This is a genomic window from Acidovorax sp. GW821-FHT11A03, assembly GCF_058809075.1.
The window spans coordinates 447603-471610 of record NZ_JBXASG010000001.1; the positions used below are offsets into that span (position 1 = coordinate 447603).

A 24008-nucleotide genomic window follows, 5' to 3' on the forward strand; every position below is an offset into this window, starting at 1 on the left:
GGGCGGCATACGGCGGCACACTGCCGCCCCGATGTGTCTACATCATGCCGCGACGCGCACGGCCTGGCGTGCCAGCAGCTTCCACTGGCCGCCTTGCTGCTGCCACACGCCCAGGATCTTGATCTGCACCTTGCCGGGCTTGCCCGAGTCATTGGTATCGGCCGTGAGGGTGTGGCGCACGATGGCGGTGTTGCCCACGACCTTGATGGTCTGGTCGGAGATGGCGATGGTGACGAAGTCGGATTTTCCTGCGATCAGGTCGCCGATGAAACTGTCCTTGGTGTCCACGCGGCCCCCCGAATGGCCGTAGCTCAGGTCGTCGGCGACGAGTTGGGCGAGGGCCGTGGGCGTGGGATCGATCATGGCCACGCGCAGTTTTTCCGCAGCCGCGGCCACCGATTGCTCGGACGATGCCGAAGATGCAGCGGGCGCGCTAGTGGCGCAGCCCGTGAGCGCGGCAATGGCCAAGGCGGCGGCCGTGGCGAGAACGATTTGCTTGAACATCTTGTCTGTCTCCGTTGTGGTGTTTGAGATGTGTGTGCGTGCCACGGCTGCACCACGCGCCCGTGCACGGCCAGGCGCGTGGTGGAATGCAACCAAAGAAAAGGGGCCTGGCTTGCCAGGCCCCTCGGCGCGCTTACTGCGGGCCGAGCTTGTCGATGAGCGCCTTGAGCTCTTCCATCTCGCTGGGCTTCAAGTCCGTCAGCGGCGCGCGCACCGGCCCACCGTCATGGCCCACGATCCTGGCGCCCGCCTTGATGATGCTCACGCCATAGCCTTCCACCCGGTTGCGGATGGCCAGGTAGGGCATGAAGAACTCCTTGAGCAGCCTGTGCTGCGTGGCCGTGTCGTCGGCCGCCACGGCCTTGTAGAAGTCCATCGCCGTCTTGGGAATGAAGTTGAACACTGCCGAGGAGTACACCGGCGTGCCCAGCGCCTTGTAGGCCGCCGCATACACCTCGGCCGTGGGCAGGCCGCCCAGGTAGGAGAAGCGGTCACCCATCTTCATGAAGATGGAAGACATGGTCTCGATATTGCCCACGCCGTCCTTGAAGCCGATCAGGTTGGGGCAGCGGTCGGCCAGGATGGCCAGGGAATCGGCGGTGAGCTTGGTGCGGTCGCGGTTGTAGACGATGACGCCGAACTTCACGCTGTTGCACACGGCGGCCACATGCTCGATCAGGCCCTCCTGGCCGGCTTCGGTCAGGTAGTGGGGCAAGAGCAGGATGCCGTGGGCACCCAGGCGCTCGGCCTCCTGGGCATGGGCGATGGCGGTGCGGGTGGGGCCGCCGGCGCCGGCAATGATGGGCACCTTGCCGCGGCAGGTGTCCACGGCGGTCTTGATGACCTGGCCGTACTCGGGGCCCGAGAGCGAGAAATACTCGCCCGTGCCGCCGGCGGCGAACAGGGCGCTGGCGCCATAGGGGGCGAGCCACTCCAGGCGCTCGATGTAGGTCCTGGGGCGGAATTCACCCTGCTCGTCGAAGTCCGTGATGGGGAAGGACAGCAGGCCGGAGCCCATGATGGATTTGAGGTCTTGCGGGGTCATGGTCATTGCAACGAGGGAAAAAGGTGAATGAAACAGGGGGTGTGAAGTGCTCAGTCGAGCTTGATGTTGGCGGCCTTGACCACGCTGGCCCAGCGCGCACGCTCCTTGACGAAGAACTGGTCCTGCTCGGCGGAGGTCATGGTCACCACCTCGGCGCCCTGGCCGGCCAGGCGCGAGCGGATCTCGGGTGCGCGGATGGCGGTGATGAGGGCCTTGTTGAGCTTTTGCACGACGGCATCCGGCGTGCCGCGCGGCAGCAGCACGCCTTGCCAGGTGCCGGACTCGTAGCCGGCCACGCCCTGCTCGGCAATGGTGGGCACGTCGCCGATCAGGGGCATGCGCGTGGACTTGGACACGCCCAGCACCTTGAGCTTGCCGCTCTGCACCTGGGGCAGGGTGGCCAGCATGCCGTTCATCAGCACCTGGGTCTGGCCGGCGACGGTGTCCTGGATGGCGGTGACGCCGCCCTTGTAGGGGATGTACTGCCAGCGCGCGCCGCTGGCGCGCTCCAGCGCCACGCCAGCCAGGTGGGGAGCGCTGCCGGTGGCCGTGACGGCAAAGTTCAGGTCGTTCTTCTTGGAGTAGGCGACCAGCTCCTTGAGGTTGCTCACGGGCACCGAAGGGTGCACCACCAGCAGGTGGGGCGAGTAGGCCAGCATGGTCACGCCACGCAGGTCCTTGGAGGGGTCGAACGACAGCTTGGTATAGACCGAGGGGCTGATGGCCAGCGCGCCCACGTCGCACAGCAGCATGGTGTAGCCGTCCGGCTCGGCCTTGGCGACGAAGTCCGCCCCCAGGTTGCCGTTGGCCCCGGGCTTGTTCTCGACGATGACGGTCTGCTTGAGCGCCTCGGACAGCGACTGGCTGATCGAGCGCGCAATGATGTCCGAGCTGCCGCCTGGAGGGTAGGGCACCACGATGCGCAGCGTCTTTGCTGGCCATTCCGCCGTCTGGGCGGTGGCGGAGGCTGCGGCCAGGGCGGCGGTACAGGCCAGGAGGATGGCGCGTCGGTTCAAGGTCATGGAATGTCTCCGTTGCATGGGTTGTTGTTAGTCATCGTACAACTAGACGCCATCCAAAACAACCGACCAGCCTGGAAATATAGGGTTTACCCTTAAAAAATCAGGGTAAGTACCAAGGTTTTGGGAGGCTGTTTCCTTATGGTGGCAGGGGTTCGGCGCACCAATCGACTGTCAAGAACTTCGGGTAATCCCTTTAGGGTGCCAGGTGGGAGTGGCTCCACAATTGCCTCTTTGTTGTATGACGACATATGACAAAAGACTCCCACCCCGCGCCCGGCAGGCCGTGAAATCGCCCGGCGGGAAACGACCACCATGGCAACGCGAGTGCGCTGTTCCCCAGCCTTCGCCGCCATCTGCCCAAGGAATACGGATGATTGCAGCACTTCGCTCCCGCCGCAGGGCCGCACGGCTGGCGCATGTGGCCGTTGCCGTGGCCGCCGCACTGGCCACGCCGGGCGCCTGGGCCGCTACCTGGGTCTATGTCTCCAACGCGGACAGCCAGGACGTGTCGGTGTTCGAACTGGACCGCAGCGCCGCCGCGCTCAAGCCGGTGGACACCACGCCGCTGGGCGGTATGGCGATGCCCATGGCCGTGAGCCCGGACAAGAAGATGCTGTACGTGGCGCTGCGCTCACAGCCGTTCAGGGTGGTGAACCTGGCGATCGATCCCGCCAGCGGCAAGCTGCGCAAGCTGGGCGAGGCGCCGCTGGCCGACAGCATGGCCAACATCGACACCGATGCCACCGGGCGCTGGCTGTTCGCGGCCTCGTACCCCGGCCACAAGATCACGGTCAACAGCATTGGCAAGGACGGCGCGGTGGGGGCGGTGCAGCAGCTCATTCCCACGGCGCCGAATGCGCATGCCATCCATGCGGATGCCGCCAACCGCCATGTGTTCGCCACCAGCCTGGGCGGAGACAACCTCTCGGCCTGGCGCTTCGATGCCGAGACGGGCAGGCTCAGCGCGCACGAGCCCGCCCTCACCACCGTCGCCCCTGACAAGTCGGGCCCGCGCCACTTCGTGTGGGACAAGGGCCAGCGCTTCATGTATGTGCTCAACGAACTGGACGCCGCCGTGCACGTGCTGGCCTACGACTCGGCGCGGGGCACGCTGCGCCCAGTGCAGCGCGCCACGGCGCTGCCCGCAGGGTTTGCGGGAAAGCCTTGGGCCGCTGACATTCACCTGTCGCCCGACGGCCGCACGCTGTATGCGTCGGAGCGCACTTCCAGCACCCTCAGCAGCTTCCGCGTCGACGCGGTCACGGGCCAGCTGCAGCCGCTGGGCCAGGTGCCCACGGAAAAGTCCCCGCGCAGCTTTGCGGTGGACTCTTCGGGCCGCTTCCTGGTCGCGGCGGGGCAGGAGTCCCACCAGGTGTCGCTGCACCCCATCGACCCCGCCACCGGCGTTCCGGGCACCCCCACGCGCGTGCCGGCGGGCAAGAACCCCAACTGGGTCGAGATCGTTGACCTGCCTTGAGACGGACTGAACCGTGGAAATGCCTGAACGGTTCTTCCATTCGGTCCCGCCATCCACCATCCACAAACCAGGAGACCCTTCATGCAACGCAGAACCCTCATCCACACAGCGGCCCTGGCTGCCGCCATGGGCCTCATCGGCCTGCCCACCGCCGCCCAGGGCCCCTGGCCCACGGGCAAGCCCATCAGCTACGTGGTGCCGTTTGCCGCTGGCGGCACCACCGACACGCTCGGCCGCCTGATCGGCCAGCAACTGGGCACCGCCCTGGGGACCACCGTGGTGGTCGAGAACAAGGGTGGCGCGGCCGGCAGCATCGGCTCGGAAGCCGCGGCGCGCGCCGCGCCCGACGGCTACACGCTGCTGGGCGGCACCGTCAGCTCCCACGCCATCAACGTCAGCCTGTACCCGAAGCTGGGCTACGACCCCATCAAGTCGTTCAGCCCCGTGACGCTGATCGGCACCAATCCGGTGGTGCTGGTGGTGTCGGCCAACAGCCCGCACAAGACGCTCAAGGACGTGCTGGCCGCCGCCAAGGGCAAGGAGGGCGGCCTGTCGTCGGCCTCCGCCGGCACCGGCAGCTCGCAGCACCTGGCCGTGGAACTGCTGGCCTACAAGTCGGGCGTGAAGTTCACGCACATCCCGTACAAGGGCAGCGGCCCCGCCATCCAGGACGTGATCAGCGGCCAGGTCGACATGATGTTCGACACCACCGTGGTCGCCGCCCCGCACATCCAGAGTGGCAAGCTGCGCGCCATCGCGGTGACCTCGCCCAAGCGCCTGGCCTCCATGCCCGACGTGCCCACGGTGGCCGAATCGGACGTGAATGGCCTGGCGGACTTCCAGGTGCAGTCGTGGCAGGCGATCTTCGTGCCGGCCGGCACGCCCGCGCCCACCGTCACGCGCCTGCACGACGAGATCCGCAAGATCCTGGCCCAGCCCGACATGCAAAACCGCCTGAAGGGCTTTGGCATGGAGCCGGCCGACATGACCACCGCCCAGATCGCCAGCTTCCAGAAGGCCGAGGTGGACAAGTGGGCCCAGGTGATCAAGGCCGCCAACATCAAGGTGGACTGAGCCACCCGCTGTTTCGGCAATCTCCCTGCAGGCAGTTGGCGGAAGGGTCTTTGGACCGTTCCGCTTTTTTCATGGGGCGACGGCGGATGGGGCCGCACCGGAGCGCTGGGCCAGCACGTAGTCGGGATGCTGCCCCGTGAGCAGCAGGAACATCGCGTAGACGGGCCCCTGCATGTTGCGCTCGTCGGTGGTGCTCTCCAGCGCCTGCCAGGTGCGCGACTGCACGCCCCCCCGGCTGCCGGTCTGCAGCGGATAGCCCATCAATTCCGCGGCCTGGGCCTGGCTGAGCCCGGCAGCGGCGCGGCTGGCCTTGAGCTGGTCGCCGGTGGGCGCGGGCATGTCGAGTGGGATGGGGGTGCTGGTGGTCATGGAGCTGCGGCCCGGAATGTATGTTGCTATTAAATTTATAGCTTGATGCGCAATGCAAACCTGCGCAAGGGCCTATTTTTATCCATGTGGGGCCGGGCGGCGCTGCCGGTTGCCTTCCCCGGGCCTTGGACTGGCCGTCCACCGCGTGCCACGTGCTGGCCGCCGTGCCGGGGCCGGGCAGGGCGGTGTGCGCGCCTGCTGCCCAAGGCCGTGCGCGAGCGGCGGATCGACGCGCTCTCAGGCCGTTGCCACCTCGTGCGCCAGCATCTGCGCGAAGTAGGACTCGGGCGTGATGTTGGTGTAGTTGGGGATGTCCGCCGTCAGTTGCGCCGCCGTTTGCCTGGCTGCGGCCTGGGCCTGCTTCAAGTCGCTGAAGAACGCGTTGGTCAGCGCCACCACCTGGCCGGGGCGGGGCTCGCCGGGGTAGAGCACGCGGTCGCTCTCGAGCCGCACCAGGCCCAGGGGCTGAAGCGCCGCGCGGGCGATGCGCATGTGTTCGCCGTGGTAGTAGTCGTGGTTGAACGTGGCGCCTTCGCGCCAGCGGTACACCGCCGTGACCTTGATCATCGGATCGTCTCCTTCGGTTGGCCAGGCCACCATGGCCCGTGCAGGGCTGCAACGGTAGAACGTGCGCGGGCCGCGCACAGCCGCCTGGGCGACAGGCCGGTGTCGTGCTGTCGCGTGGGTGGCAGGCAGCCCGGCTGGCTGGCTGGGCGGTTGGGCGGCGAGGCAGTGGCTGTCAGTCTTCTTCCGATTCGCCCAGGAATCCGCCGCTCTGGTGCCCCCACAGGCGTGCATACACGCCGCCCTGGCCCAGCAGCTGCGCGTGCGTGCCTTCTTCCACGATGCGGCCCGCGTCCATCACGATGAGGCGGTCCATGGCCGCGATGGTGGACAGGCGGTGCGCAATCGCGATCACGGTCTTGCCCTGCATCAGGCTGTCCAGGCTTTGCTGGATGGCGGCCTCCACCTCGGAGTCGAGCGCGCTGGTGGCTTCATCGAGCAGCAGGATGGGCGCGTCCTTGAGCATCACCCGCGCGATCGCGACCCGCTGGCGCTGGCCGCCCGACAGCTTCACGCCGCGTTCGCCCACATGCGCCTCGTAGCCCGTGCGGCCTTGCAGGTCGGTCAGCGTGGCGATGAAGTCCGCCGCCTCGGCGCGCTCGGCCGCCTTGTGCAGGTCGGCCTCGCTCGCGTCGGGGCGGCCGTACAGGATGTTGTCGCGCATGGAGCGGTGCAGCAGCGAGGTGTCCTGCGTCACCATGCCGATGGAGCGGCGCAGGCTGTCCTGCGTGACGTGGGCGATGTCCTGGCCATCGATGAGGATGCGGCCCGAGCTGACGTCGTGAAAGCGCAGCAGCAGGTTCACCAGCGTGGACTTGCCGGCGCCCGAACGGCCGATGAGCCCGATCTTCTCGCCCGGCCGGATGACCAGGTTCAGCCCGTCGATCACGGGCCGGCCGTTGCCATAGGCAAAGCTCATGTTGTCAAAGCGCACCTCGCCCTGGGTCACGGCGAGTGGCTGGGCATCGGGTGCATCCACCACCGTGCGCGGCCTGGTCAGCGTGTTGATGCCGTCCTGGATGGTGCCCACGCTCTCGAACAGGGTGGTCATCTCCCACATCACCCAGTGCGCGTGGCCCGACACGCGCAGCGTCATGGCGGTGACGGCGGCCACGGCGCCCGCGCCCACCTCGCCGAGCGACCACAGCCACAGCGCCGTGCCGCACGCACCCAGGATCATGACCACCACCAGGATGTGATTCACGATCTCGAAGAGGCTCACCAGGCGCATCTGCGCATAGCCGGTGAGCTTGAAGGCGTCCATGGCCGCGCGCGCGAATTCGGATTCGCGGCGCGTGTGCGAGAACAGCTTGACGGTGGCGATGTTGGTGTAGGCATCGGTGATGCGCCCGGTCATCACCGAGCGCGCATCGGCCTGGGCCTTGCCCACCTTGCCCAGGCGCGGCACGAAATACCAGCAAGCCAGCCCGTAGGCCACCATCCAGGCGGCGAACGGGGCCAGCAGCCGCACGTCAAACCCGGCCAGCAGCACGAGGATGGTGACGAGGTAGACGCCCATGCCGATCACCACGTCGGTGGTGGTGAAGATCATGTCGCGCACGGCCAGCGCGGTCTGCATGATCTTGGTGGTGATGCGGCCCGCGAACTCGTCGGCATAGAAGGCCATGCTCTGGCCCAGCATCAGGCGGTGGAAGTTCCAGCGCAGGCGCAGCGGGAAGTTGATGGCCAGCACCTGGTGCTTGATGGCCGTCTGCAGCGCCACCAGGCCCACGGAGCCCAGCAGCAGCGCGGTGATGCCGAGGATGGAGCCCTTGTGCTGCGTCCACAGCGCACCGGGCGCGACGGTGGAGAGCCAGTCGACCACATGGCCGAGCACGGCGAACAGCAGGGCTTCGTACACCGCGATGGCGGCGGACAGCCCCGCCATCGCGGCGACGTAGCCACGCAGGCCACGCGTGCCATCCCAGACGAAGGCCATGAAGTCCTTCGGGGGCAGGTGGGGTTCGGCGGGGGGATAGGGGGGAAGGCGGTTTTCGAAAAACTTGAACACGTAGCGCGGCTCCTCTTCGCCCGATGGTAGAGGACCGGGGCGCGGCGCGCGCGCCGGCGGGCCCTTGTCCGCAACCCAAGTAGGTGAACCGGCGGCCGGAGCCTGCGGCTATGCGCCCGCCCACTGCCGCCACAGCAGCAGCACGCCCGAGCACAGCACCACCCCGTGGACCACGCGCAGAAATTGTTCGCGCGACAGGCGCAGCGTGATGCGCCGCCCGATGGCCGTGCCCAGCAGCATGGCCGGCACCAGCGCGGCCGCCAGCACCAGCACCGGCGCCTGCGCGTACACACCCGCCAGCAGGAACAGCACCGCGCGGGTCAGCGTGCTCAGCCCGATCAGGGTGGACTGCGTGACGCGGATACGGTCCTTGTCGTCCAGCCGCCCCGCCAGGTAGATGGCATAGAGAAAACCGCCGCTTCCAAAGAGGGCCGAGAAGATGCCGCCGATGAAGCCAAAGGGGAGGGCCGCGCGCGGGGGCAGCGCCGACCGGGGCTTGTGGCCGCTCAGCGCATGGAGCGCATAGCCCGTGGCGAATGCGCCCAGGGCCCACTGCAGTGCATCGGGCCTCCCCCAGAGCAGCAGCGCGGCCCCCGCGAGGCTGCCCGCGGCCAGGAACGGGACCAGGCGGCCCAGCTCGGCGCGGTCAGCCGCATGGCGGTCGCGTGCGATGTTGGTGGCGGCGGCGAAAAAATCGAGCAGCGCCAGCAGCGGCACGATGGTCGCGACGGGGATGAAGTGGGCCAGCACCGGCCCGGCCACCAGGGCGGTGCCGAAACCGGCCATGCCGAAGATCACGTAGGCGGCGGTCACCCCCGCGCAGATGAGGGCCAGTTGCCACGGCTGGACGGCGGGCAGAAAGTCGGCAAGGGTGGAGAGCGGCATGGTGGCGGGGGCAACAGGCACGGTGGACGAATGCGATGCACTCTACCGGCGGTCCCCCTGCACATCCAATACCGAATGGGGCGGGTATCTATCTCGAAATCAGCTGGGTTCAGCCCGCAGGCGGGTGGGAGCCGGGGGCCTGTGGCAGCGGGGCGAAGCTGCGCACCATGGCATCCGCGAACTGCTGCACCAGGGGCGCTGCGTCCTGGCGCCACAAGACCAGCACCGCCGTGCGGTGACCCGTGCTCCCGGCCAGTGGGCGCACGGGCACACCCGGCGGTGCCCATGCCGCCAGCGATTCGGGCATCACCGCCACGCCAAAACCTCCCTGCACCAGGGCCAGCTGCGACCATTTGCGCGAGCGTACCCGCGCGCTGCGCGGCTCGAACCCGGCCGCCCGGCACAGCTGGGCCACGTGGTGGCTGAGGCCGCCCCGGTCCAGGTGGGGCGTGGCCACGAAGGACTCCCCGCGCAAGTCGCCCAGTGCGATCTCGGGCGCTTGCGCCAGCGCATGGCCGGGGGGCAGGGCCACCACCAGGCCCTCGGTGTACAGCGGCTCATAGTGCATGCCGGGGTAGCGGCGCAGCACCGGCGCGCGCGCCAGGCCCATGTCGGCGCGCGCCTGGGCGATGTCGGGGGCCTGGTGCTCGGACGAGGATTGCGATACCTCGACCGACACCCCCGGGTGCTGCGCCAGATGGCCGCGCAGAAAGGACTGCAGCGCGGGCGTGAGCGGCACCGAGCTGGCATGCAGCAGGTGCACCGTGCCCTCGATGCCGCGCTGCGCATCGCGCGCGTTGACGGCGGCCTGCTGCAGGTCGGCGAGGATGCGGCGCGCGTCGGCATACAGCGACCGCCCCGCGGGGGTGGCCTGCAGGTGCCGCGTGCCGCGCTCGAGCAGGGGTACCTGCAGCGCCTGTTCCATGTCCTTGACCTGGCGGCTCAGCGCCGACTGGGCGATGAACAGCCGCTCGGCCGCCAGGCTGAAGCTGCCCGCGTCCACGATGTCCACGAAGTAGCGCAGTTGCTTGTGCGTGAGCATGGGCAGGAAGCGGCGGCGCGCCGTCAGGCCAGCAGGGTGACGACGATCGTGACCACGCCCAGCGCCAGATTGACGCCCACCCAGCTGCGGATGCTGGCGAGGGCCTGGCCGCCGGCAGGCCAGTCCGAGGCGGCCACCGCGCGCTGCAGGCGCCTGAACAGCGCGAAGCGGATGTGGCCGAAGATGGCCATCATCACCAGGCCCAGGGTGGCCATGACGGTCCAGTCCAGCGGCATGGAAAACGAGCCGCCGGCCTGCACGGCCTGCCTGGCCACGCGGCCGATCATCCACAGCCCGCTGGCCAGCACGACCACGACGGCCACCGACACCGCCGCGAGAAAGCGCTGGAGCACGTCGTGCATCAGCCGCACGCGCTGCGCGGGCTCCAGCGACTGCGCGGCGGGGCGCAGGAAGAAATGCGCGAACACCATGCCTCCTATCCACACCACGATGGACAGGACATGGGCGAGCTTGAGGGCGTTGTAGAGCATGGGGGCGGGGCCGTAGGCCGTGGGTGAAGGGCGCGGGTGCGAAAGGCGCATTGTGCAGCGACATCGCCGCCCGCCGCCGGGGAGGGGGCGTGGCGCAGCGGCTTGCCGGGCGGTGGCTAGTGCCCCGCCCGGTGGCCAGGTAGCACCAGCTGGCCGGGCCTTCGCGGCCCATGCTTTCGATGCCGGTCGTGCGCTCCAGCCACGACCAGAACGGAAAGGCCGCGAACGTGAGGACCATCGCCACCGGCAAGGCCAGCACGGCAAGGCCCAGCCGCTTCAGGAGCTGCAGGGCCGCCGCGCGGCGGCGGGGCGTGGGCGCGGCGCAGGTGTCGACGGGGCGTGGGGCGTGCATGGCGGTCCGGTGGTGCGGGCGGCCCAGGCCGCTACGGGCCCCTGTCCGCGCGGGGCTGCGGCGCAAGCCGCACCTGGTTGCCCCCGTTTTTCTTCGAGAGGTACATGGCGGCGTCGGCGTGGCCCAGCAGGTGGTGCACCTCGCTGCCGTGCTCGGGGTGCAGGGCCACCCCGATGCTGGGGTGGATCGCCAGCCTCGTGCCCTCCAGGTCGAAGGCCTGGCCGAATGCCGCCAGGATCTTTTCGGCCACCGCCGTGGTGTGCCCTTGCGCGGGGCCATGCTCGAGCAGCACCACGAACTCGTCGCCGCCCAGGCGGGCCACGGTGTCGGAGCCGCGCACGCATTCCAGCAGCCGCTGCGCCACCCGCTGCAGCAGCAGGTCGCCCATGGCATGGCCCAGGGTGTCGTTCACGTCCTTGAAATGGTCCAGGTCGATGAACAGCAGCGACAGCTGGCCCTGGTCCCGCCGGGCGCGGGCGAGGGCGGTCTTCAGTCGGTCCAGGAACAGCTGGCGGTTGGGCAGGTGCGTGAGCTGGTCGTACTGCGCCATGTGCTCCAGGCGCTCGTGCATCTGCTGGCGTTCGATGGCGGCCGCGACCTGGGTGGAGACGAACTGCAGGAGCTCCTTGTCCTTGTCGGTGTAGCGGTACTGCCCGGTATGGCTTTGCAGCACCAGCGCGCCGATGGCGCCCTGCGGTGTCTGCAGCGGCACGCCCAGCCAGTACAGCGGAAGGTGTTCGTGCGGCACCTCCACGGGCAGCCCGGCCCGCGTGGTGGGCGTGAGCAGCAGGGTGCTGCCGTTGCGGATGACCTCGGCGCACAGCGAATCGCGCACCAGCGCCATGGGGGCGGGCATGGGCAGCCCGTCGCTCACGTGGTAGGGAAAGCTCAGAGCGCCGTTCTCGCGGTCGTACAGCGCCACCGAAAAATCGGTGGCGGGCAGCAGCTGCCCGACGGTGTGGTGGATGCGCCCGAACAGCGTATCCAGGTTGGGCGCTGTCTGCGCCGCTTCGGAGATCGCGTAGATCGCCCCGCGCATGGACTCGGTGAACTTGCGTTCGGTGATGTCGTGGGCCACGGCCAGCCGCAGCTGCCGGTCGGGCAGCCAGCGCGCCGTCCAGCGGATGTGCGCGACGGTGCCGTCCTTGCGCACATAGCGGTTCTCGAACTGAAGCTGCAGATGGCCCTCGGTCACGCTGCGCGCCTGGCGCTCGGTGGCCTCGAGGTCTTCGGGGTGGACCATGTCCAGCATGCGCCGCCCCACCACCTCCTGGGGCGCATAGCCAAAGATGCGCTCGAAGGCAGGGCTCACGAACACGATCCGGCTGTCGGCTTGCACGATGCAGACGGCATCCAGGAGCAGGTCTACGATGTTCGCGGAAGAAATGCTTTGCATTGGCAGGGCGCGCACAAGGTACGGAAAACCCATTGTGCAGCGCGGCCCGCGGCTGTGCCGTGGCGTGTGCGTAAAACGCTACGCCGTCGCGCGCTGGCTTGACGCCCGCGGATTGGCCGCACCGCGTGGCGTCAGGCTGTTTGATTGCTATTGAATATGTAGCTGCTTGCGCTTTTGCAGCAAGCGCCAGGACTGCTTTTTATTGGTATTTGCGCTCCAGCGCATCCCATTCGGGCTTGCGCACCAGGCGCTGGCGTTCTGCAAAGGGCGCGACCAGGGCGGGGTCTTCGTCGATGCGCCGGGCTTCGCGCAGCACCGCCAGCGCCTTCTGCATGCCGGCCACGGCACCTTGCAGCGCGGCATTGGCGTACAGCACGATGCCGTAGCCCAGGCCCGCCAGTTCCTCGGCGCTGACGATGGGGGTCTTGCCGCCGATCACCATGTTCATGAGCTGGGGCCTGTCGGCCAGGCGCCGGGGCAGGGTGCGGATTTGCTCGGCCGTGGTCACGGCCTCCACGAACAGGATGTCGGCGCCGGCCTCGCCGTAGCGCTGCGCGCGCTCCACGGCGGCTTCGAAGCCCTGGGTGGCGCAGGCGTCGGTGCGGGCCAGGATCAGGGTGTCCGGGTCGCGGCGCGCGTCCACCGCCGCCCGGATCTTGCCCAGCATCTCCTCGGTGGAGATGACCTCCTTGCCGTTGAAATGCCCGCAGCGCTTGGGGCTGACCTGGTCTTCGAGCTGGATGCAGTCGGCGCCCGCGCGCTCCAGCGTGCGCACCGCATGGTAGGTATTGAGCGCGTTCCCGAAGCCGGTGTCGGCGTCCACGATGAGCGGCAGCTCCACCGCGTCGCGGATGCGCGCCGTGTGGTCGGCGATGTCCGTGAGGCCCATGAAGCCCTGGTCGGGCAGGCCGAACCACATGTTGGTGACGCCCGCGCCGGTGACGTAGAGGGCCTCGAAGCCCAGGTCGGCCACGACGCGGGCGGAGAGGGCGTTGAACGCGCCGGGCACGAGGATGCCGCGGCGGGCTTCGGCCAGGGACTTGAGTCGCTGCTTGGTGTTCATCATTTTCTTCTTCGCTGTTGGTTCAATGGCGGCACGCAGGCGTGCCGCACTTTTCCTGAAACCGCGCCGCCGCTCAGGGGGCGGGCACCCTGACCCAGCCTTCCATGAGGATGCGGGCGCTGCGGCTCATCACGGCCTTGGTGACCTGCCACCGGCCGTCGACCTGTGCGGCCTCGGCGCCCACGCGCAGCGTGCCGGACGGGTGGCCGAAGCGCACGGCACCGCGCGGGCCGCCGCCCGCCGCGAGGTTGACCAGCGTGCCCGGGATGGCGGCGGCGGTGCCGATGGCCACGGCCGCCGTGCCCATCATGGCGTGGTGCAGTTGGCCCATGGAGAGCGCCCGCACGAGCAGGTCCACGTCCTGCGCCTCGACGCGCCTGCCGCTGGAGGCCGTGTAGCCGGCGGGCGGTGCCACGAAGGCGATCTTGGGCGTGTGCTGGCGCGTGGCGGCCTCGGCCAGCTCCCGGATCAGGCCCATCCTCAGCGCGCCGTGCGCGCGGATGGCCTCGAAGCGCGCGAGCGCCTGCGCGTCGCCGTTGACGGCGGCCTGCAGCTCGGTGCCGGTGCAGCCGATGTCCCGGGCATTGAGGAAGATGGTCGGTATGCCCGCGTTGATCAGCGTGGCCTGGAAGCTGCCGACGCCCGGCACGTCCAGGCGGTCGACCAGGTTGCCGGTGGGGAACATCGCGCCGCCGTCCTCGCCCTCGTCCGCCGGGTCGAGGAATTCAAGCTGTACCTCGGCGGCCGCGAAGGTCACGCCGTCCAGCTCGAATTCGCCCGTCTCCTGCACCTGCCCGGCGGCCATCGGCACGTGCGCCACGATGGTCTTGCCGATGTTGGCCTGCCAGATGCGCACGGCGGCGGTGCCGTCGCGCGGCACGCGCGCCGCATCGACCAGCCCCATGTGGATGGCGCAGGGCCCCACGGCGGCCGAGAGGTTGCCGCAGTTGCCGCTCCAGTCCACGAAGGGCTGGTCGATGGAGACCTGGCCGAACAGGTAGTCCACGTCATGGTCGGGGCGCGTGCTGCGGCTGAGGATCACGGCCTTGCTGGTGCTCGACGAGGCATTGCCCAGGCCGTCGATCTGCTTGCCATAGGGGTCGGGGCTGCCCAGCACGCGCAGCAGCAGGGCGTCGCGCGCGGCCCCGGGCTGCCGGGCCGCCTCGGGCAGGTCCTGCAACTGGAAAAAAACGCCTTTGCTGGTGCCGCCTCGCAGGTAGGTGGCGGGGATCCGGATCTGTGGCGCAAAGAGTGTCGTCATGTCGGATTTTTCAAATTTGATAGCAGCCAGCGCTTGTAATGACTGCGCCAGCGGCTGTTTTTGCGTGAAATTCTGGGCCAGGAAGTCCTGGGCGAAGCGCTGCAGCACGCCGCCCGCTTCGTACACGGAGACTTCCTCGGCGGTGTCCAGGCGGCAGGCCATGGGCACGTTCACCACCTCGCCATTCTTGCGCCGGATGACGAGCATGAGCGTGGCGCGTGGCTGCGGCTGGCCTTGCACTTCGTAGGTTTCGGTGCCGTCGAGCCCCAGGGTCCGCCGCGTGGTGCCGTCCTTGAACTCCAGCGGCAGCACGCCCATGCCGATCAGGTTGGTGCGGTGGATGCGCTCGAAGCCCTCGGCCACCACGGTTTCGACGCCCGCCAGGCGCACGCCCTTGGCGGCCCAGTCGCGGCTGGAGCCCTGGCCGTAGTCGGCGCCGGCGATGATGATGAGCGGCTGGCGGCGGTGCAGGTAGGTTTCGATGGCCTCCCACATGCGCATGACCTGGCCTTCGGGCTCCACCCGGGCGAGCGAGCCCTTGCGGACCTGGCCATCCACCACGGCCATCTCGTTGACGAGCTGCGGGTTGGCGAACGTGGCGCGCATGGCGGTGAGGTGGTCGCCGCGGTGGGTGGCGTAGGAGTTGAAGTCCTCCTCGGGCAGGCCCATGCTGTGCAGGTACTCGCCGGCCGCGCTGTCGGGCAGGATGGCGTTGGAGGGCGAGAGGTGGTCGGTGGTGATGTTGTCCGGCAGGAGGGCCAGCGCCCGCATGCCCTTCAAGGTGCGCGGGTTCGCGGCCAGCGCGCCCACGCCTTCGGTGTCCCAGTAGGGCGGGCGGCGGATGTAGGTGGACTGCGCCCGCCAGCCGTACTGCGGCGATACGCGCTGGCCGTCGTCGTGCCGGATGGCGAACATCGGTTCGTACACGGCGCGGTACTGCGCGGGCTTCACGGCGGCCTTCACGACGGCGTCGATTTCCTCGTCGGCGGGCCAGATGTCCCTCAGGCGCACGGGCTTGCCGTCCACCACCGTGAGCACGTCGTTCTCGATGTCGAACCGCACCGTGCCCGCGATCGCATAGGCCACGACCAGCGGCGGCGAGGCCAGGAACGCCTGCCGGGCATAGGGGTGGATGCGCCCGTCGAAGTTGCGGTTGCCCGAGAGCACGGCGGCCGTGTGGAGGCCGCGGCCGATGATCTCCTGCTGGATGGCCGGATCGAGCGCACCGCTCATGCCGTTGCAGGTGGTGCAGGCGAAGGCCACGATGCCGAAGCCCAGCTTTTCGAGGTCCTGCAGCAGGCCGGCTTCCTTCAGGTACAGCTCCACGGCCCTGGAGCCGGGGGCCAGCGAGGTCTTGACCCAGGGCTTGCGCGCCAGGCCCAGCCGGTTCGCATTGCGGGCGAGCAGGGCGGCGGCGATCACGTTGCGCGGGTTGGAGGTGTTGGTGCAGCTCGTGATGGCCGCGATGATCACGGCGCCGTCGGGCATCGTGCCTTCTTCCGGCGTGGGCATGCGCCAGGCGCCCGCGATGCCCTTGGCCGCCAGATCGGCGGTGGCCACGCGTGCATGCGGGTTCGACGGGCCCGCCAGGTTGCGCACCACGCTGGACAGGTCGAACTCCAGATGGCGTTCGTACACGGCCTCCCTGAGCGAGTCCGACCACAGGCCGGCGTGCTTCGCGTAGGTCTCGACCAGCCTGACCTGCTCCGCCGCGCGGCCCGTGAGGGTCAGGTACTCCAGCGTCTGCGCGTCGATGCTGAACATGGCGGCGGTGGCGCCGTATTCGGGGGCCATGTTCGAGATGGTCGCGCGGTCGCCAATGGTCAGCCTGGCCGCGCCTTCGCCATGAAACTCCAGGTAGGCACCCACCACCCTGGACTTGCGCAGGAACTCGGTCAGGGCCAGCACCACGTCGGTGGCGGTGATGCCGTCCTGGCGCTGGCCGGTGAGCTTGACGCCCACGATCTCGGGCAGGCGCATCCAGCTGGCGCGGCCCAGCATCACGTTCTCGGCCTCCAGGCCGCCCACGCCGATGGCGACCACGCCCAGGGCATCCACGTGCGGCGTGTGGCTGTCGGTGCCCACGCAGGTGTCGGGATAGGCCACGCCGTTGTCCGCATGGACCACGGGCGACATTTTCTCCAGGTTGATCTGGTGCATGATGCCGTTGCCCGCGGGGATGACCTGGACGTTGGAAAACGCTTTTTTCGTCCACTCGATGAAGTGGAACCGGTCCTCGTTGCGGCGGTCCTCGATGGCGCGGTTCTTTTCGAACGCATGGGGGTCGAAGCCGCCGCACTCCACGGCCAGCGAGTGGTCCACGATGAGCTGCACGGGCACCACGGGGTTCACCTGGGCCGGGTTGCCGCCCTGGGCCGCGATGGCGTCGCGCAGGCCCGCCAGGTCCACCAGCGCGGTCTGCCCGAGGATGTCATGGCAGGCCACGCGTGCCGGAAACCACGGAAAGTCGCGTTCGCGCCTGCGTTCGATGATCTGCACCAGGCACTCGCGGACGATGGCCGGGTCGGCCCGGCGCACGATGTTCTCGGCGTGCACGCGCGCGGTGTAGGGCAGGCGGTTCCAGGCGCCGGGCTGCAGCGCCTCGACGGCTTGGCGGGCGTCGAAATAGTCCAGATCGGTACCGGGCAGGTTCTTGCGGAAGAGGGTGTTCATGGCGTGGGGCGGGCGCGGACGGTGGCACCGTCCGTCGCCGTTGGGGGGGGCGAATTTACTTGCGGTCCTGAATGGGCACGAACTGCAGGTCGTCCGGGCCGGTGTAGTGCGCGCTCGGGCGGATGATCTTGTTGTCGATGCGCTGCTCGATGATGTGCGCCGCCCAGCCGCTGGTGCGCGCGATGACGAACAGCGGCGTGAACATCGCGGTGGGCACGCCCATCATGTGGTAGCTCACGGCGCTGAACCAGTCGAGGTTGGGAAACATCTTCTTGGCCTCCCACATCACCGACTCCAGCCGCTCGGCGATGTCGAACATCTTGGTGCTGCCGGCCTCCTCGGAGAGCTGGCGCGCCACGCGCTTGATGACCTCGTTGCGCGGGTCGCTCACGGTGTAGACCGGGTGGCCGAAACCGATCACCACTTCCTTGGCCTCCACCCGGCGGCGGATGTCGGACTCGGCCTCGTCGGCGTTGTCGTAGCGCTTCTGGATCTCGAAGGCCACCTCGTTGGCGCCGCCGTGCTTGGGCCCGCGCAGCGCGCCGATGGCGCCGGTGATGCACGAGTACATGTCGCTGCCGGTGCCGGCCACCACGCGCGCGGTGAAGGTGGAAGCGTTGAACTCGTGCTCCGCGTACAGGTTCAGCGAGGTGTGCATGGCGCGCTCCCACGCGGCGGGCGGCTTTTGGCCGTGCAGCAGGTGCAGGAAGTGCGCGCCGATGGAGTCGTCGTCCGTCTCCACCTCGATGCGCTTGCCCTGGGTGGACCAGTGGTACCAGTACAGCAGCATCGAGCCGAGCGATGCCATCAGCCGGTCGGCGATGTCACGCGCGCCGGGCGTGTGGTGCCCGTCCTTCTCGGGCAGCACGCAGCCCAGGGCCGACACGCCCGTGCGCATCACGTCCATGGGGTGGCTGCTGGCGGGCAGCTGCTCCAGCGCCTCCTTCACATTGGCCGGCAGGCCGCGCAGCGCTTTCAGGCGTGCCTTGTAGCCGCGCAGTTCGGCGGCGGTGGGCAGCTTGCCGTGCACCAGCAGGTGGGCGATCTCCTCGAACTCGCAGACATCGGCGATGTCCAGGATGTCGTAGCCACGGTAGTGCAGGTCGTTGCCCGTGCGGCCCACGGTGCACAGCGCCGTATTGCCGGCGGTCACGCCCGACAGGGCGACGGATTTCTTGGGCCTGAAGCCCGCGGGTGCGCTGGTGCTCGGGGTTGCGGTATCGCTCATGGTGTCTCCATCGGGGAAAAAGGGGTGGGGCGGCCCGTGGCGTCCACGGCCACCATTTCAAACGTGCCGCACAGGGCGGGCAGGTGCCGCCCCGAGGCCAGGTCATGTGCCGCGCCTTCGACCTGCACGGTCATCGAGCTGGCGCCGGTGCGCACCACGCGGGCCTGGAGTTCCAGCGCCTGCCCCTGGGGCACGGGCGCCAGAAAGTCCACGCCGCCGCAGCGCGCCATCACCACGGCGCTGCGCGCATGCCGGCTGGCTGTGACGAAAGCGGCCTGGCCCATGAGCAGCAGTGCCTGGCCGCCAAACAGGGTGCCGTAGTGGTTGGTGCGTCCGGGGAACACCATTTCGGTGAACGCCTGGGTGCCGGGGGGCTGGTGCGGGTGGGTCGCTTGGTGCATGATTCGCAATGTACGCATCCGGGATTTACCACGCCACCCCTGAATCGGCGAATGATTGCGAAGTATTTCTGGATGATTTGCAAATATTGCGAATATTCGTCTTCTTGACCCCTGGACCTTGCGATGAGAAAAACCTTCATGGGCGTGCGCCTGCGCCGCCTGCGCGAAGAACGCGGCATGACGCAGGTCGCGCTGGCACGCGCGCTGGACCTGTCGGCCAGCTACCTCAACCAGCTGGAGCAGAACCAGCGGCCCCTCACGGTGCCGGTGCTGCTCAAGATCAACGCGGTGTTCGGCGTGGATGTGCAGCGCTTTTCGGACGACGACGAGGCGCGCCTCATCACGGGCCTGCGCGAGGTGCTGGCCGACCTCCCCGCGGGCCTGGGCGGGGAGGGGGCGGGCGATGCCGTCTCGCTGGCCGAAATCCGGGAGCTGGCGGCCGGGATGCCCGCCGTGGCCCGCACCTTGCTGGCATTGCACCAGCGCCACCGGCAGGCCCTGGAGCGGCTGGAAGCCCTGGGCGCGCTCAATGCGCAGTGGGGCCTGGGCGACGAGCGCGGCATGCCGCCGCTGCAAGGCCATCCCCCCATGGCATACGAAGAAGTGCGCGACTTTTTCTTTGCCCGGCAGAACCATATTGCCGAGCTGGACGACGCGGCGGAGCAGTGCGCCGCCGATTGGTCGCTGCAGCCCGGGCGCTCGGACGAGGGCCTGGCGGAGCGGCTGCTGGCCGCCCATGGCGTGCGGGTGGGCAGCGCGGCGGATGCACTGCCGGGCAATGCGCAGCGCGTCTTCGAGCCCGGGACGCGGGTGCTGAAGCTCGCCGCGGGGCTGGAGCCGGGCCAGCGCGCCTTCCAGATGGCGACGCAGCTGGCGTTCCTGGAGCAGGGGCCGCTGCTGCGGCGCATCGCCGACGGCGCGGGACTGTCCGGCGACCAGGCCCGGGCGCTGGCGCGCATCGGCCTGGCGAACTACTTTGCGGGCGCCCTGGTGCTGCCGTACACGGCCTTCCTGCGCGCGGCCGAAGCCGTGCGCTACGACCTGGACCGGCTGGGCCACCAGTTCGGCGTGGGGTTCGAGACGGTGTGCCACCGCTTGTCCACCCTGCAGCGGCCCAGCGCGCGCGGGGTGCCGTTCTTCTTCGTGCGGGTGGACCGGGCGGGCAACATCTCCAAGCGCCAGTCGGCGACGCACTTTCACTTCAGCAAGATCGGGGGCACCTGCCCGCTGTGGAACGTGTACGAGGCGTTTGCCCAGCCCGGGCGCATCGTGCCCCAGCTGGCGCGCATGCCCGACGGCCGCGCCTACCTGTGGGTGGCGCGCACGGTCTCGCGCGGCGGCGGCGGCTGGGGGGCGCCGGGCAAGGAGTTCTCGGTGGCGCTGGGCTGCGATGTCCGCCACGCGCCGCAGCTGGTGTATTCGCAGGGACTGGATCTCGCGAACCCGCACGGGGGCGTGCCCATCGGCATGGGCTGCAAGGTGTGCGAGCGCGACGCCTGCCCGCAGCGCGCGTTTCCTCCCATTGGCCGGGCGCTGGACGTGAACGAGAACTGGAGCCGGTTCGCGCCGTACCCCGTGGCCGACAGCCGCACGGGGCCGGCGTCCTGACGCAGGTTATGAAATGTGCTCATCAATTCATAGCTGCTGGCGCATGAGGGTGTTGCGCTGACGGCACTTTCCACCAAATAACTCATTGGTAACCAGTTGTTCTGCCGCAGGTTGCTCCAAAGGGCTGCGGATTGCCGCTATCCTGCGCCTTGCGGCCGGGCCCTGGCGCGGCCAACGACCCACCGCAACACCACCCACCACCACGGCCCAGACGCTGTTCTGATTCTGCATGCCCACCCGTTTCCTGCCATGGCTTCCTTGACGCCAGACGGTCGCTATCGGCACTGGCTGGCCGGGCTGGGCGTGGCCGTGCTGGGCGTGGCGGTCAGCCTGTGGCTGGCCTGGCAGCAGGCCGACTCGGTGGCCCAGGCCGGGCAGACCCGGTTCATGCAGGAGGCCCGCGCGTTCGCCGACGCGCTGAGCCAGCGGATCGAGGGGCATACCGAAGTGGTCAACGGCCTGCGCGGCCTGTTCACGGCCAATCCGCACCTGACCCGCGCGGAGTTCGAGCGCGCGGCGAGCGACCTGGAAGTGGGCCAGCGGTATCCCGGCGTGCGCAACCTGTCGTTCACCCGCTGGGTGCCGGGCGCCGAGCGAGCCGCGTATGAAGCCCGGGTGCGCGCCGACACCTCGCTGTCCACCCACGGCTACCCCGACTTCGCCATCCGGCCACCGGGCGAGCGGGCCGAGTATTTCGTGGCCGAGTACCTGTGGCCCATGGCGGGCAATGAAAGCGTGCTGGGCCTGGACATCAGCGCCCAGCCCACCAACCTGGCCGCCATGCAGTACAGCCGGGACAGCGGCCACACGGTGGCCTCGGCCCCGTTCGACCTGCTGCAGGAGGACAAGCACCGCGCGGGCTTCGTGATCCGCGTGCCGGTGTTCGACTACACGGCGGGCACGCCGGAGCCGCGCTTCCTGGGCGCGGTGGCGTCCACCATCCGGGTGTTCGACCTGGTGCAGGCGCTGGGGAGCCAGGGCCTGCTCAACGGCATTGCCGTGTCGATGGAGGACCATGGCTCGGTGCGCGCGGGCTCCACCGACACCACCGTCCGGCCCCTGCTGGCGCAGTCGTCGGCGGCGCTGCCCGATGCGCAGCCGTTTGTGCGCGACCTGCTCGTGCACGACCGGCGCTGGCGCCTGACCTTCCATCCCGCGCGCTCGTTCCTCTCGCCGTCCGAGGCGCGGCTGCCGGTCCTGGCGGGGCTGGGGGGCATCCTGGTGTCCCTCCTGCTGGCTTCCACGGTCGGGCTGCTGGTGCGCCAGCGCACCATGGCACTGGTGCGCGCGCAGGCGTCGGACGAGGCCCGCCACGAGAGCGAGGAGCGTTTTCGCGCCCTGTTCAACCAGGCCAGTGTGGGGGTCGCGCTGCTGGACACCTCCACCGGCCGGTTCCTGCGCGCCAACCAGCGCTATGGCGACATCGTGGGCTACAGCCCCGAGGAGATGCAGGAGCTCAACATCCGGGCCATCACGCACCCCGACGACCTGGAGACGGACGCGCAGCACCTGGAGCGCCTCAAGTCAGGGGAGGTGCCCGAATACCGGCTGGAAAAGCGCTACATCCACAAGCGCGGCCATTCGGTGTGGGTCGACCTCACCGTGTCGCCGATGTGGGTGCCCGGGGCCACGCCCGACCACCACATCGCCGTGGTGCAGGACATCACCTCGCGCAAGCGCATGGAGGACACCCTGCGCACCAACGAACACCGGCTGCGGGGCATTCTGGAGCGCCTGCCCATGGGCCTGTGCCTGGTGCAGCCCGACGGGCGCATCAGCTTTCGCAACCAGCGCTACGTGCAGATCTGCGGGTACACCGAGGCCGAGGTGCCCGACGTGGACACCTGGTGGGAGCGCGCGTTCCCGGAGCGCGAGGAGCGCGAAACCGTGCGCCAGGGCTGGCGCGAGGCGGCGCAGAGCGCCCAGGCCGGCGACGGCGTGATCCCCGGCGCCGAGTACCTCATCCGCTGCCATGACGGGCAGCTGCGCCCCGTCGAAGTCTCGGGGGTGCAGGTGGAAGGCGGGCACCTGGTCACCATGCAGGACCTGAGCCAGCGCAAGGCGGCCGAGGAGGAGATCAACCACCTGGCCTACTACGACCCGCTCACGCGCCTGCCCAACCGCCGCCTGCTCATGGACCGGCTGCAGCAGGCGCTGGCCACCAGTGCCCGCCACGGGCGCAGCGGCGCCTTGCTGCTGCTCGACCTGGACAACTTCAAGACACTCAATGAAACCCGGGGCCATGACAGCGGCGACCACCTGCTGCTGCAGGTGGCGCACCGCCTGCGTGGCTGCGTGCACGAGGACGACACCGTCGCCCGCCAGGGAGGCGACGAATTCGTCGTGGTGCTGGAAGACCTGGGCGACAACCCCGAGGAGGCCGCGGCCCGCAGCGAAGAAGTGGGCCAGCGCATCCTGGCCACCCTGCGCGAGCCCTACATGCTCAACGGCACCGCGCACCACAGCTCGCTGAGCATGGGCGTCACCATCTTCAGCGGCATGCGCGAGACCGTGGACGAACTGCTCAAGCGCGCCGACCTGGCGCTCTACCAGGCCAAGAACGCCGGCCGCGACACGCTGCGCTTCTACGACCCCCAGATGCAGGCCGCCGTGAGCGCACGGGCTGCGCTGGAGCGCGACATGCGCATTGGCCTGGCGCAGGGCCAGTTCGAGCTGTACTACCAGCCGCAGATCGACCGGGGCCGCATCACCGGTGCCGAGGCGCTGCTGCGCTGGCGCCATCCACGCGACGGTTTTGTCTCCCCCGCGCATTTCATCCCGCTGGCGGAGGAGACAGGCTTGATCCTCCCGCTGGGCGAATGGGTGCTGCAGGTGGCCTGCGGGTGCCTGGCCCGCTGGGCCGCGCAGCCCGAGCTGGCCGTGCTGAGCCTGGCGGTGAACGTGAGCCCGCGCCAGTTCCACCAGGGCGATTTCGTGGCCCAAGTCCTGGCCGCGCTGGCCAGCTCGGGCGCCCAGGGGCACCAGCTCAAGCTGGAGATGACCGAGGGCCTGCTGCTGGACGACGTGGAAGACACCATCGAGAAGATGGGCCAGCTCAAGGGCTACGGCGTGGGCTTCTCGCTGGACGACTTTGGCACGGGGTACTCGTCGCTGGCCTACCTCAAGCGCCTGCCGCTGGACCAGCTCAAGATCGACCAGAGTTTCGTGCGCGACGTGCTCACCGACCCCAACGACGCCGCCATCGCCCGCACCGTGGTGGCGCTGGGCACCAGCCTGGGCCTGCGCGTGATCGCCGAAGGGGTGGAAACCGAGGCCCAGCGCGAGTTTCTGGAGCGCCACCACTGCCACGCCTGGCAGGGCTACCTGTTCAGCCCGCCCGTGCCGGTGGCCGAGTTCGAGGCGCTGGTGCGCAAAACGAATGGGACGGGCGCGCAGCACGCGTAGCCCTGGCACACCGGCCCGCACCAGCCCGCCCGCCACCCTGCCGGTACAGAGTTTGTCAAAATAGATAGCATGAAATCAAGGCGGGATAAGTGCAATAGCTGGTTTTTGCCAAATGTTTGCGCTGCACCCCGGCCGTG

Annotated in this window: 19 protein-coding genes and 1 pseudogene; 4 read left to right on the forward strand and 16 right to left on the reverse strand. The window is 69.0% G+C overall.

Translation table 11 applies throughout. From position 1 onward, the window contains the following. Positions 1–42: 42 nt before the first annotated feature. The 3 genes from AC1RVY_RS02110 to AC1RVY_RS02120 form a co-directional block, all read right to left on the reverse strand. Entirely contained in the window at positions 43–504 is a 462-nt protein-coding gene (locus tag AC1RVY_RS02110) for a nuclear transport factor 2 family protein (RefSeq protein WP_218294925.1), read from the reverse strand. 133 nt (positions 505–637) lie between these two features. Further along, complete coding sequence (gene kdgD / locus AC1RVY_RS02115; RefSeq protein WP_218295311.1) at positions 638–1549, reverse strand: 5-dehydro-4-deoxyglucarate dehydratase; 912 nt, start codon at positions 1547–1549, stop codon at positions 638–640. Positions 1550–1599: 50 nt separating this feature from the next. Further along, on the reverse strand, positions 1600–2571 hold the full coding sequence (locus AC1RVY_RS02120) for a Bug family tripartite tricarboxylate transporter substrate binding protein (protein WP_218294926.1): 972 nt from the start codon (positions 2569–2571) through the stop codon (positions 1600–1602). A 370-nt stretch (positions 2572–2941) separates the two neighbouring features. Between AC1RVY_RS02120 and AC1RVY_RS02125 the strand changes: the two genes are divergently transcribed. After that, on the forward strand, positions 2942–4048 hold the full coding sequence (locus AC1RVY_RS02125) for a lactonase family protein (protein WP_492805087.1): 1107 nt from the start codon (positions 2942–2944) through the stop codon (positions 4046–4048). Between the two features lie 81 nt (positions 4049–4129). Continuing rightward, a complete protein-coding gene (locus AC1RVY_RS02130) occupies positions 4130–5122 on the forward strand; it encodes a Bug family tripartite tricarboxylate transporter substrate binding protein (protein WP_492805089.1) in 993 nt (330 codons plus the stop codon). A 69-nt stretch (positions 5123–5191) separates the two neighbouring features. On the opposite strand, the gene AC1RVY_RS02135 is transcribed toward AC1RVY_RS02130, so the two are convergent. The 12 genes and pseudogenes from AC1RVY_RS02135 to AC1RVY_RS02190 form a co-directional block, all read right to left on the reverse strand. Continuing rightward, positions 5192–5491 (reverse strand): helix-turn-helix domain-containing protein, encoded by a 300-nt coding sequence (locus tag AC1RVY_RS02135; RefSeq protein WP_369642504.1) that lies wholly within the window; start codon positions 5489–5491, stop codon positions 5192–5194. 237 nt (positions 5492–5728) lie between these two features. Next, entirely contained in the window at positions 5729–6058 is a 330-nt protein-coding gene (locus AC1RVY_RS02140) for an EthD family reductase (protein WP_218294930.1), read from the reverse strand. Positions 6059–6230: 172 nt separating this feature from the next. Then, positions 6231–8066, reverse strand: coding sequence for an ABC transporter ATP-binding protein (locus tag AC1RVY_RS02145; RefSeq protein WP_369642503.1), 1836 nt, complete (start codon positions 8064–8066; stop codon positions 6231–6233). A 108-nt stretch (positions 8067–8174) separates the two neighbouring features. Next, a complete protein-coding gene (locus tag AC1RVY_RS02150; protein WP_492805091.1) occupies positions 8175–8972 on the reverse strand; it encodes a sulfite exporter TauE/SafE family protein in 798 nt (265 codons plus the stop codon). An 88-nt stretch (positions 8973–9060) separates the two neighbouring features. After that, positions 9061–9993, reverse strand: a complete 933-nt coding sequence (locus tag AC1RVY_RS02155) for a LysR family transcriptional regulator (protein WP_492805093.1) — start codon at positions 9991–9993, stop codon at positions 9061–9063. 23 nt (positions 9994–10016) lie between these two features. Continuing rightward, a complete protein-coding gene (locus AC1RVY_RS02160) occupies positions 10017–10484 on the reverse strand; it encodes a CopD family protein (RefSeq protein ID WP_218294934.1) in 468 nt (155 codons plus the stop codon). A 383-nt stretch (positions 10485–10867) separates the two neighbouring features. After that, complete coding sequence (locus tag AC1RVY_RS02165) at positions 10868–12232, reverse strand: sensor domain-containing protein (protein WP_218294936.1); 1365 nt, start codon at positions 12230–12232, stop codon at positions 10868–10870. 199 nt (positions 12233–12431) lie between these two features. Continuing rightward, a complete protein-coding gene (locus tag AC1RVY_RS02170) occupies positions 12432–13295 on the reverse strand; it encodes an isocitrate lyase/PEP mutase family protein (RefSeq protein ID WP_492805094.1) in 864 nt (287 codons plus the stop codon). 73 nt (positions 13296–13368) lie between these two features. Next, the gene (gene prpF / locus AC1RVY_RS02175) at positions 13369–14556 is read right to left on the reverse strand and encodes a 2-methylaconitate cis-trans isomerase PrpF (protein WP_492805370.1); all 1188 of its coding nucleotides are present in this window, start codon (positions 14554–14556) and stop codon (positions 13369–13371) included. A 69-nt stretch (positions 14557–14625) separates the two neighbouring features. Further along, a pseudogene (acnD, locus tag AC1RVY_RS02180) lies at positions 14626–17229 on the reverse strand (Fe/S-dependent 2-methylisocitrate dehydratase AcnD); the annotation flags it as partial. 55 nt (positions 17230–17284) lie between these two features. After that, on the reverse strand, positions 17285–18457 hold the full coding sequence (gene prpC, locus AC1RVY_RS02185) for a bifunctional 2-methylcitrate synthase/citrate synthase (protein ID WP_492245302.1): 1173 nt from the start codon (positions 18455–18457) through the stop codon (positions 17285–17287). Then, complete coding sequence (locus AC1RVY_RS02190; protein ID WP_218338539.1) at positions 18454–18858, reverse strand: acyl-CoA thioesterase; 405 nt, start codon at positions 18856–18858, stop codon at positions 18454–18456. Before AC1RVY_RS02190 ends, prpC begins: the two co-directional genes overlap by 4 nt. A gap of 123 nt (positions 18859–18981) precedes the next feature. Between AC1RVY_RS02190 and AC1RVY_RS02195 the strand changes: the two genes are divergently transcribed. Further along, complete coding sequence (locus AC1RVY_RS02195) at positions 18982–20466, forward strand: short-chain fatty acyl-CoA regulator family protein (RefSeq protein ID WP_492245301.1); 1485 nt, start codon at positions 18982–18984, stop codon at positions 20464–20466. Between the two features lie 27 nt (positions 20467–20493). Here AC1RVY_RS02195 and AC1RVY_RS02200 read toward each other — a convergent pair whose 3' ends face one another. Beyond that, entirely contained in the window at positions 20494–20697 is a 204-nt protein-coding gene (locus AC1RVY_RS02200; RefSeq protein ID WP_218294943.1) for a hypothetical protein, read from the reverse strand. Positions 20698–20715: 18 nt separating this feature from the next. Here AC1RVY_RS02200 and AC1RVY_RS02205 point away from each other — a divergent pair, with 18 nt between their 5' ends. Then, positions 20716–23871, forward strand: coding sequence for a bifunctional diguanylate cyclase/phosphodiesterase (locus tag AC1RVY_RS02205; protein WP_218294944.1), 3156 nt, complete (start codon positions 20716–20718; stop codon positions 23869–23871). Positions 23872–24008 lie beyond the last annotated feature (137 nt).

Coding starts and splice junctions, on each gene's coding strand:
- AC1RVY_RS02155 (WP_492805093.1), bottom strand. CDS start 9,993: ATGCTCACGCACAAGCAACTGCGCTACTTCGTGGACATCGTGGACGCG.
- AC1RVY_RS02120 (WP_218294926.1), bottom strand. CDS start 2,571: ATGACCTTGAACCGACGCGCCATCCTCCTGGCCTGTACCGCCGCCCTG.
- AC1RVY_RS02165 (WP_218294936.1), bottom strand. CDS start 12,232: ATGCAAAGCATTTCTTCCGCGAACATCGTAGACCTGCTCCTGGATGCC.
- kdgD (WP_218295311.1), bottom strand. CDS start 1,549: ATGACCCCGCAAGACCTCAAATCCATCATGGGCTCCGGCCTGCTGTCC.
- AC1RVY_RS02170 (WP_492805094.1), bottom strand. CDS start 13,295: ATGAACACCAAGCAGCGACTCAAGTCCCTGGCCGAAGCCCGCCGCGGC.
- AC1RVY_RS02125 (WP_492805087.1), top strand. CDS start 2,942: ATGATTGCAGCACTTCGCTCCCGCCGCAGGGCCGCACGGCTGGCGCAT.
- AC1RVY_RS02140 (WP_218294930.1), bottom strand. CDS start 6,058: ATGATCAAGGTCACGGCGGTGTACCGCTGGCGCGAAGGCGCCACGTTC.
- AC1RVY_RS02200 (WP_218294943.1), bottom strand. CDS start 20,697: ATGCAGAATCAGAACAGCGTCTGGGCCGTGGTGGTGGGTGGTGTTGCG.
- AC1RVY_RS02110 (WP_218294925.1), bottom strand. CDS start 504: ATGTTCAAGCAAATCGTTCTCGCCACGGCCGCCGCCTTGGCCATTGCC.
- AC1RVY_RS02195 (WP_492245301.1), top strand. CDS start 18,982: ATGAGAAAAACCTTCATGGGCGTGCGCCTGCGCCGCCTGCGCGAAGAA.
- AC1RVY_RS02205 (WP_218294944.1), top strand. CDS start 20,716: ATGGCTTCCTTGACGCCAGACGGTCGCTATCGGCACTGGCTGGCCGGG.
- prpF (WP_492805370.1), bottom strand. CDS start 14,556: ATGACGACACTCTTTGCGCCACAGATCCGGATCCCCGCCACCTACCTG.
- AC1RVY_RS02160 (WP_218294934.1), bottom strand. CDS start 10,484: ATGCTCTACAACGCCCTCAAGCTCGCCCATGTCCTGTCCATCGTGGTG.
- AC1RVY_RS02130 (WP_492805089.1), top strand. CDS start 4,130: ATGCAACGCAGAACCCTCATCCACACAGCGGCCCTGGCTGCCGCCATG.
- prpC (WP_492245302.1), bottom strand. CDS start 18,457: ATGAGCGATACCGCAACCCCGAGCACCAGCGCACCCGCGGGCTTCAGG.
- AC1RVY_RS02190 (WP_218338539.1), bottom strand. CDS start 18,858: ATGCACCAAGCGACCCACCCGCACCAGCCCCCCGGCACCCAGGCGTTC.
- AC1RVY_RS02135 (WP_369642504.1), bottom strand. CDS start 5,491: ATGACCACCAGCACCCCCATCCCACTCGACATGCCCGCGCCCACCGGC.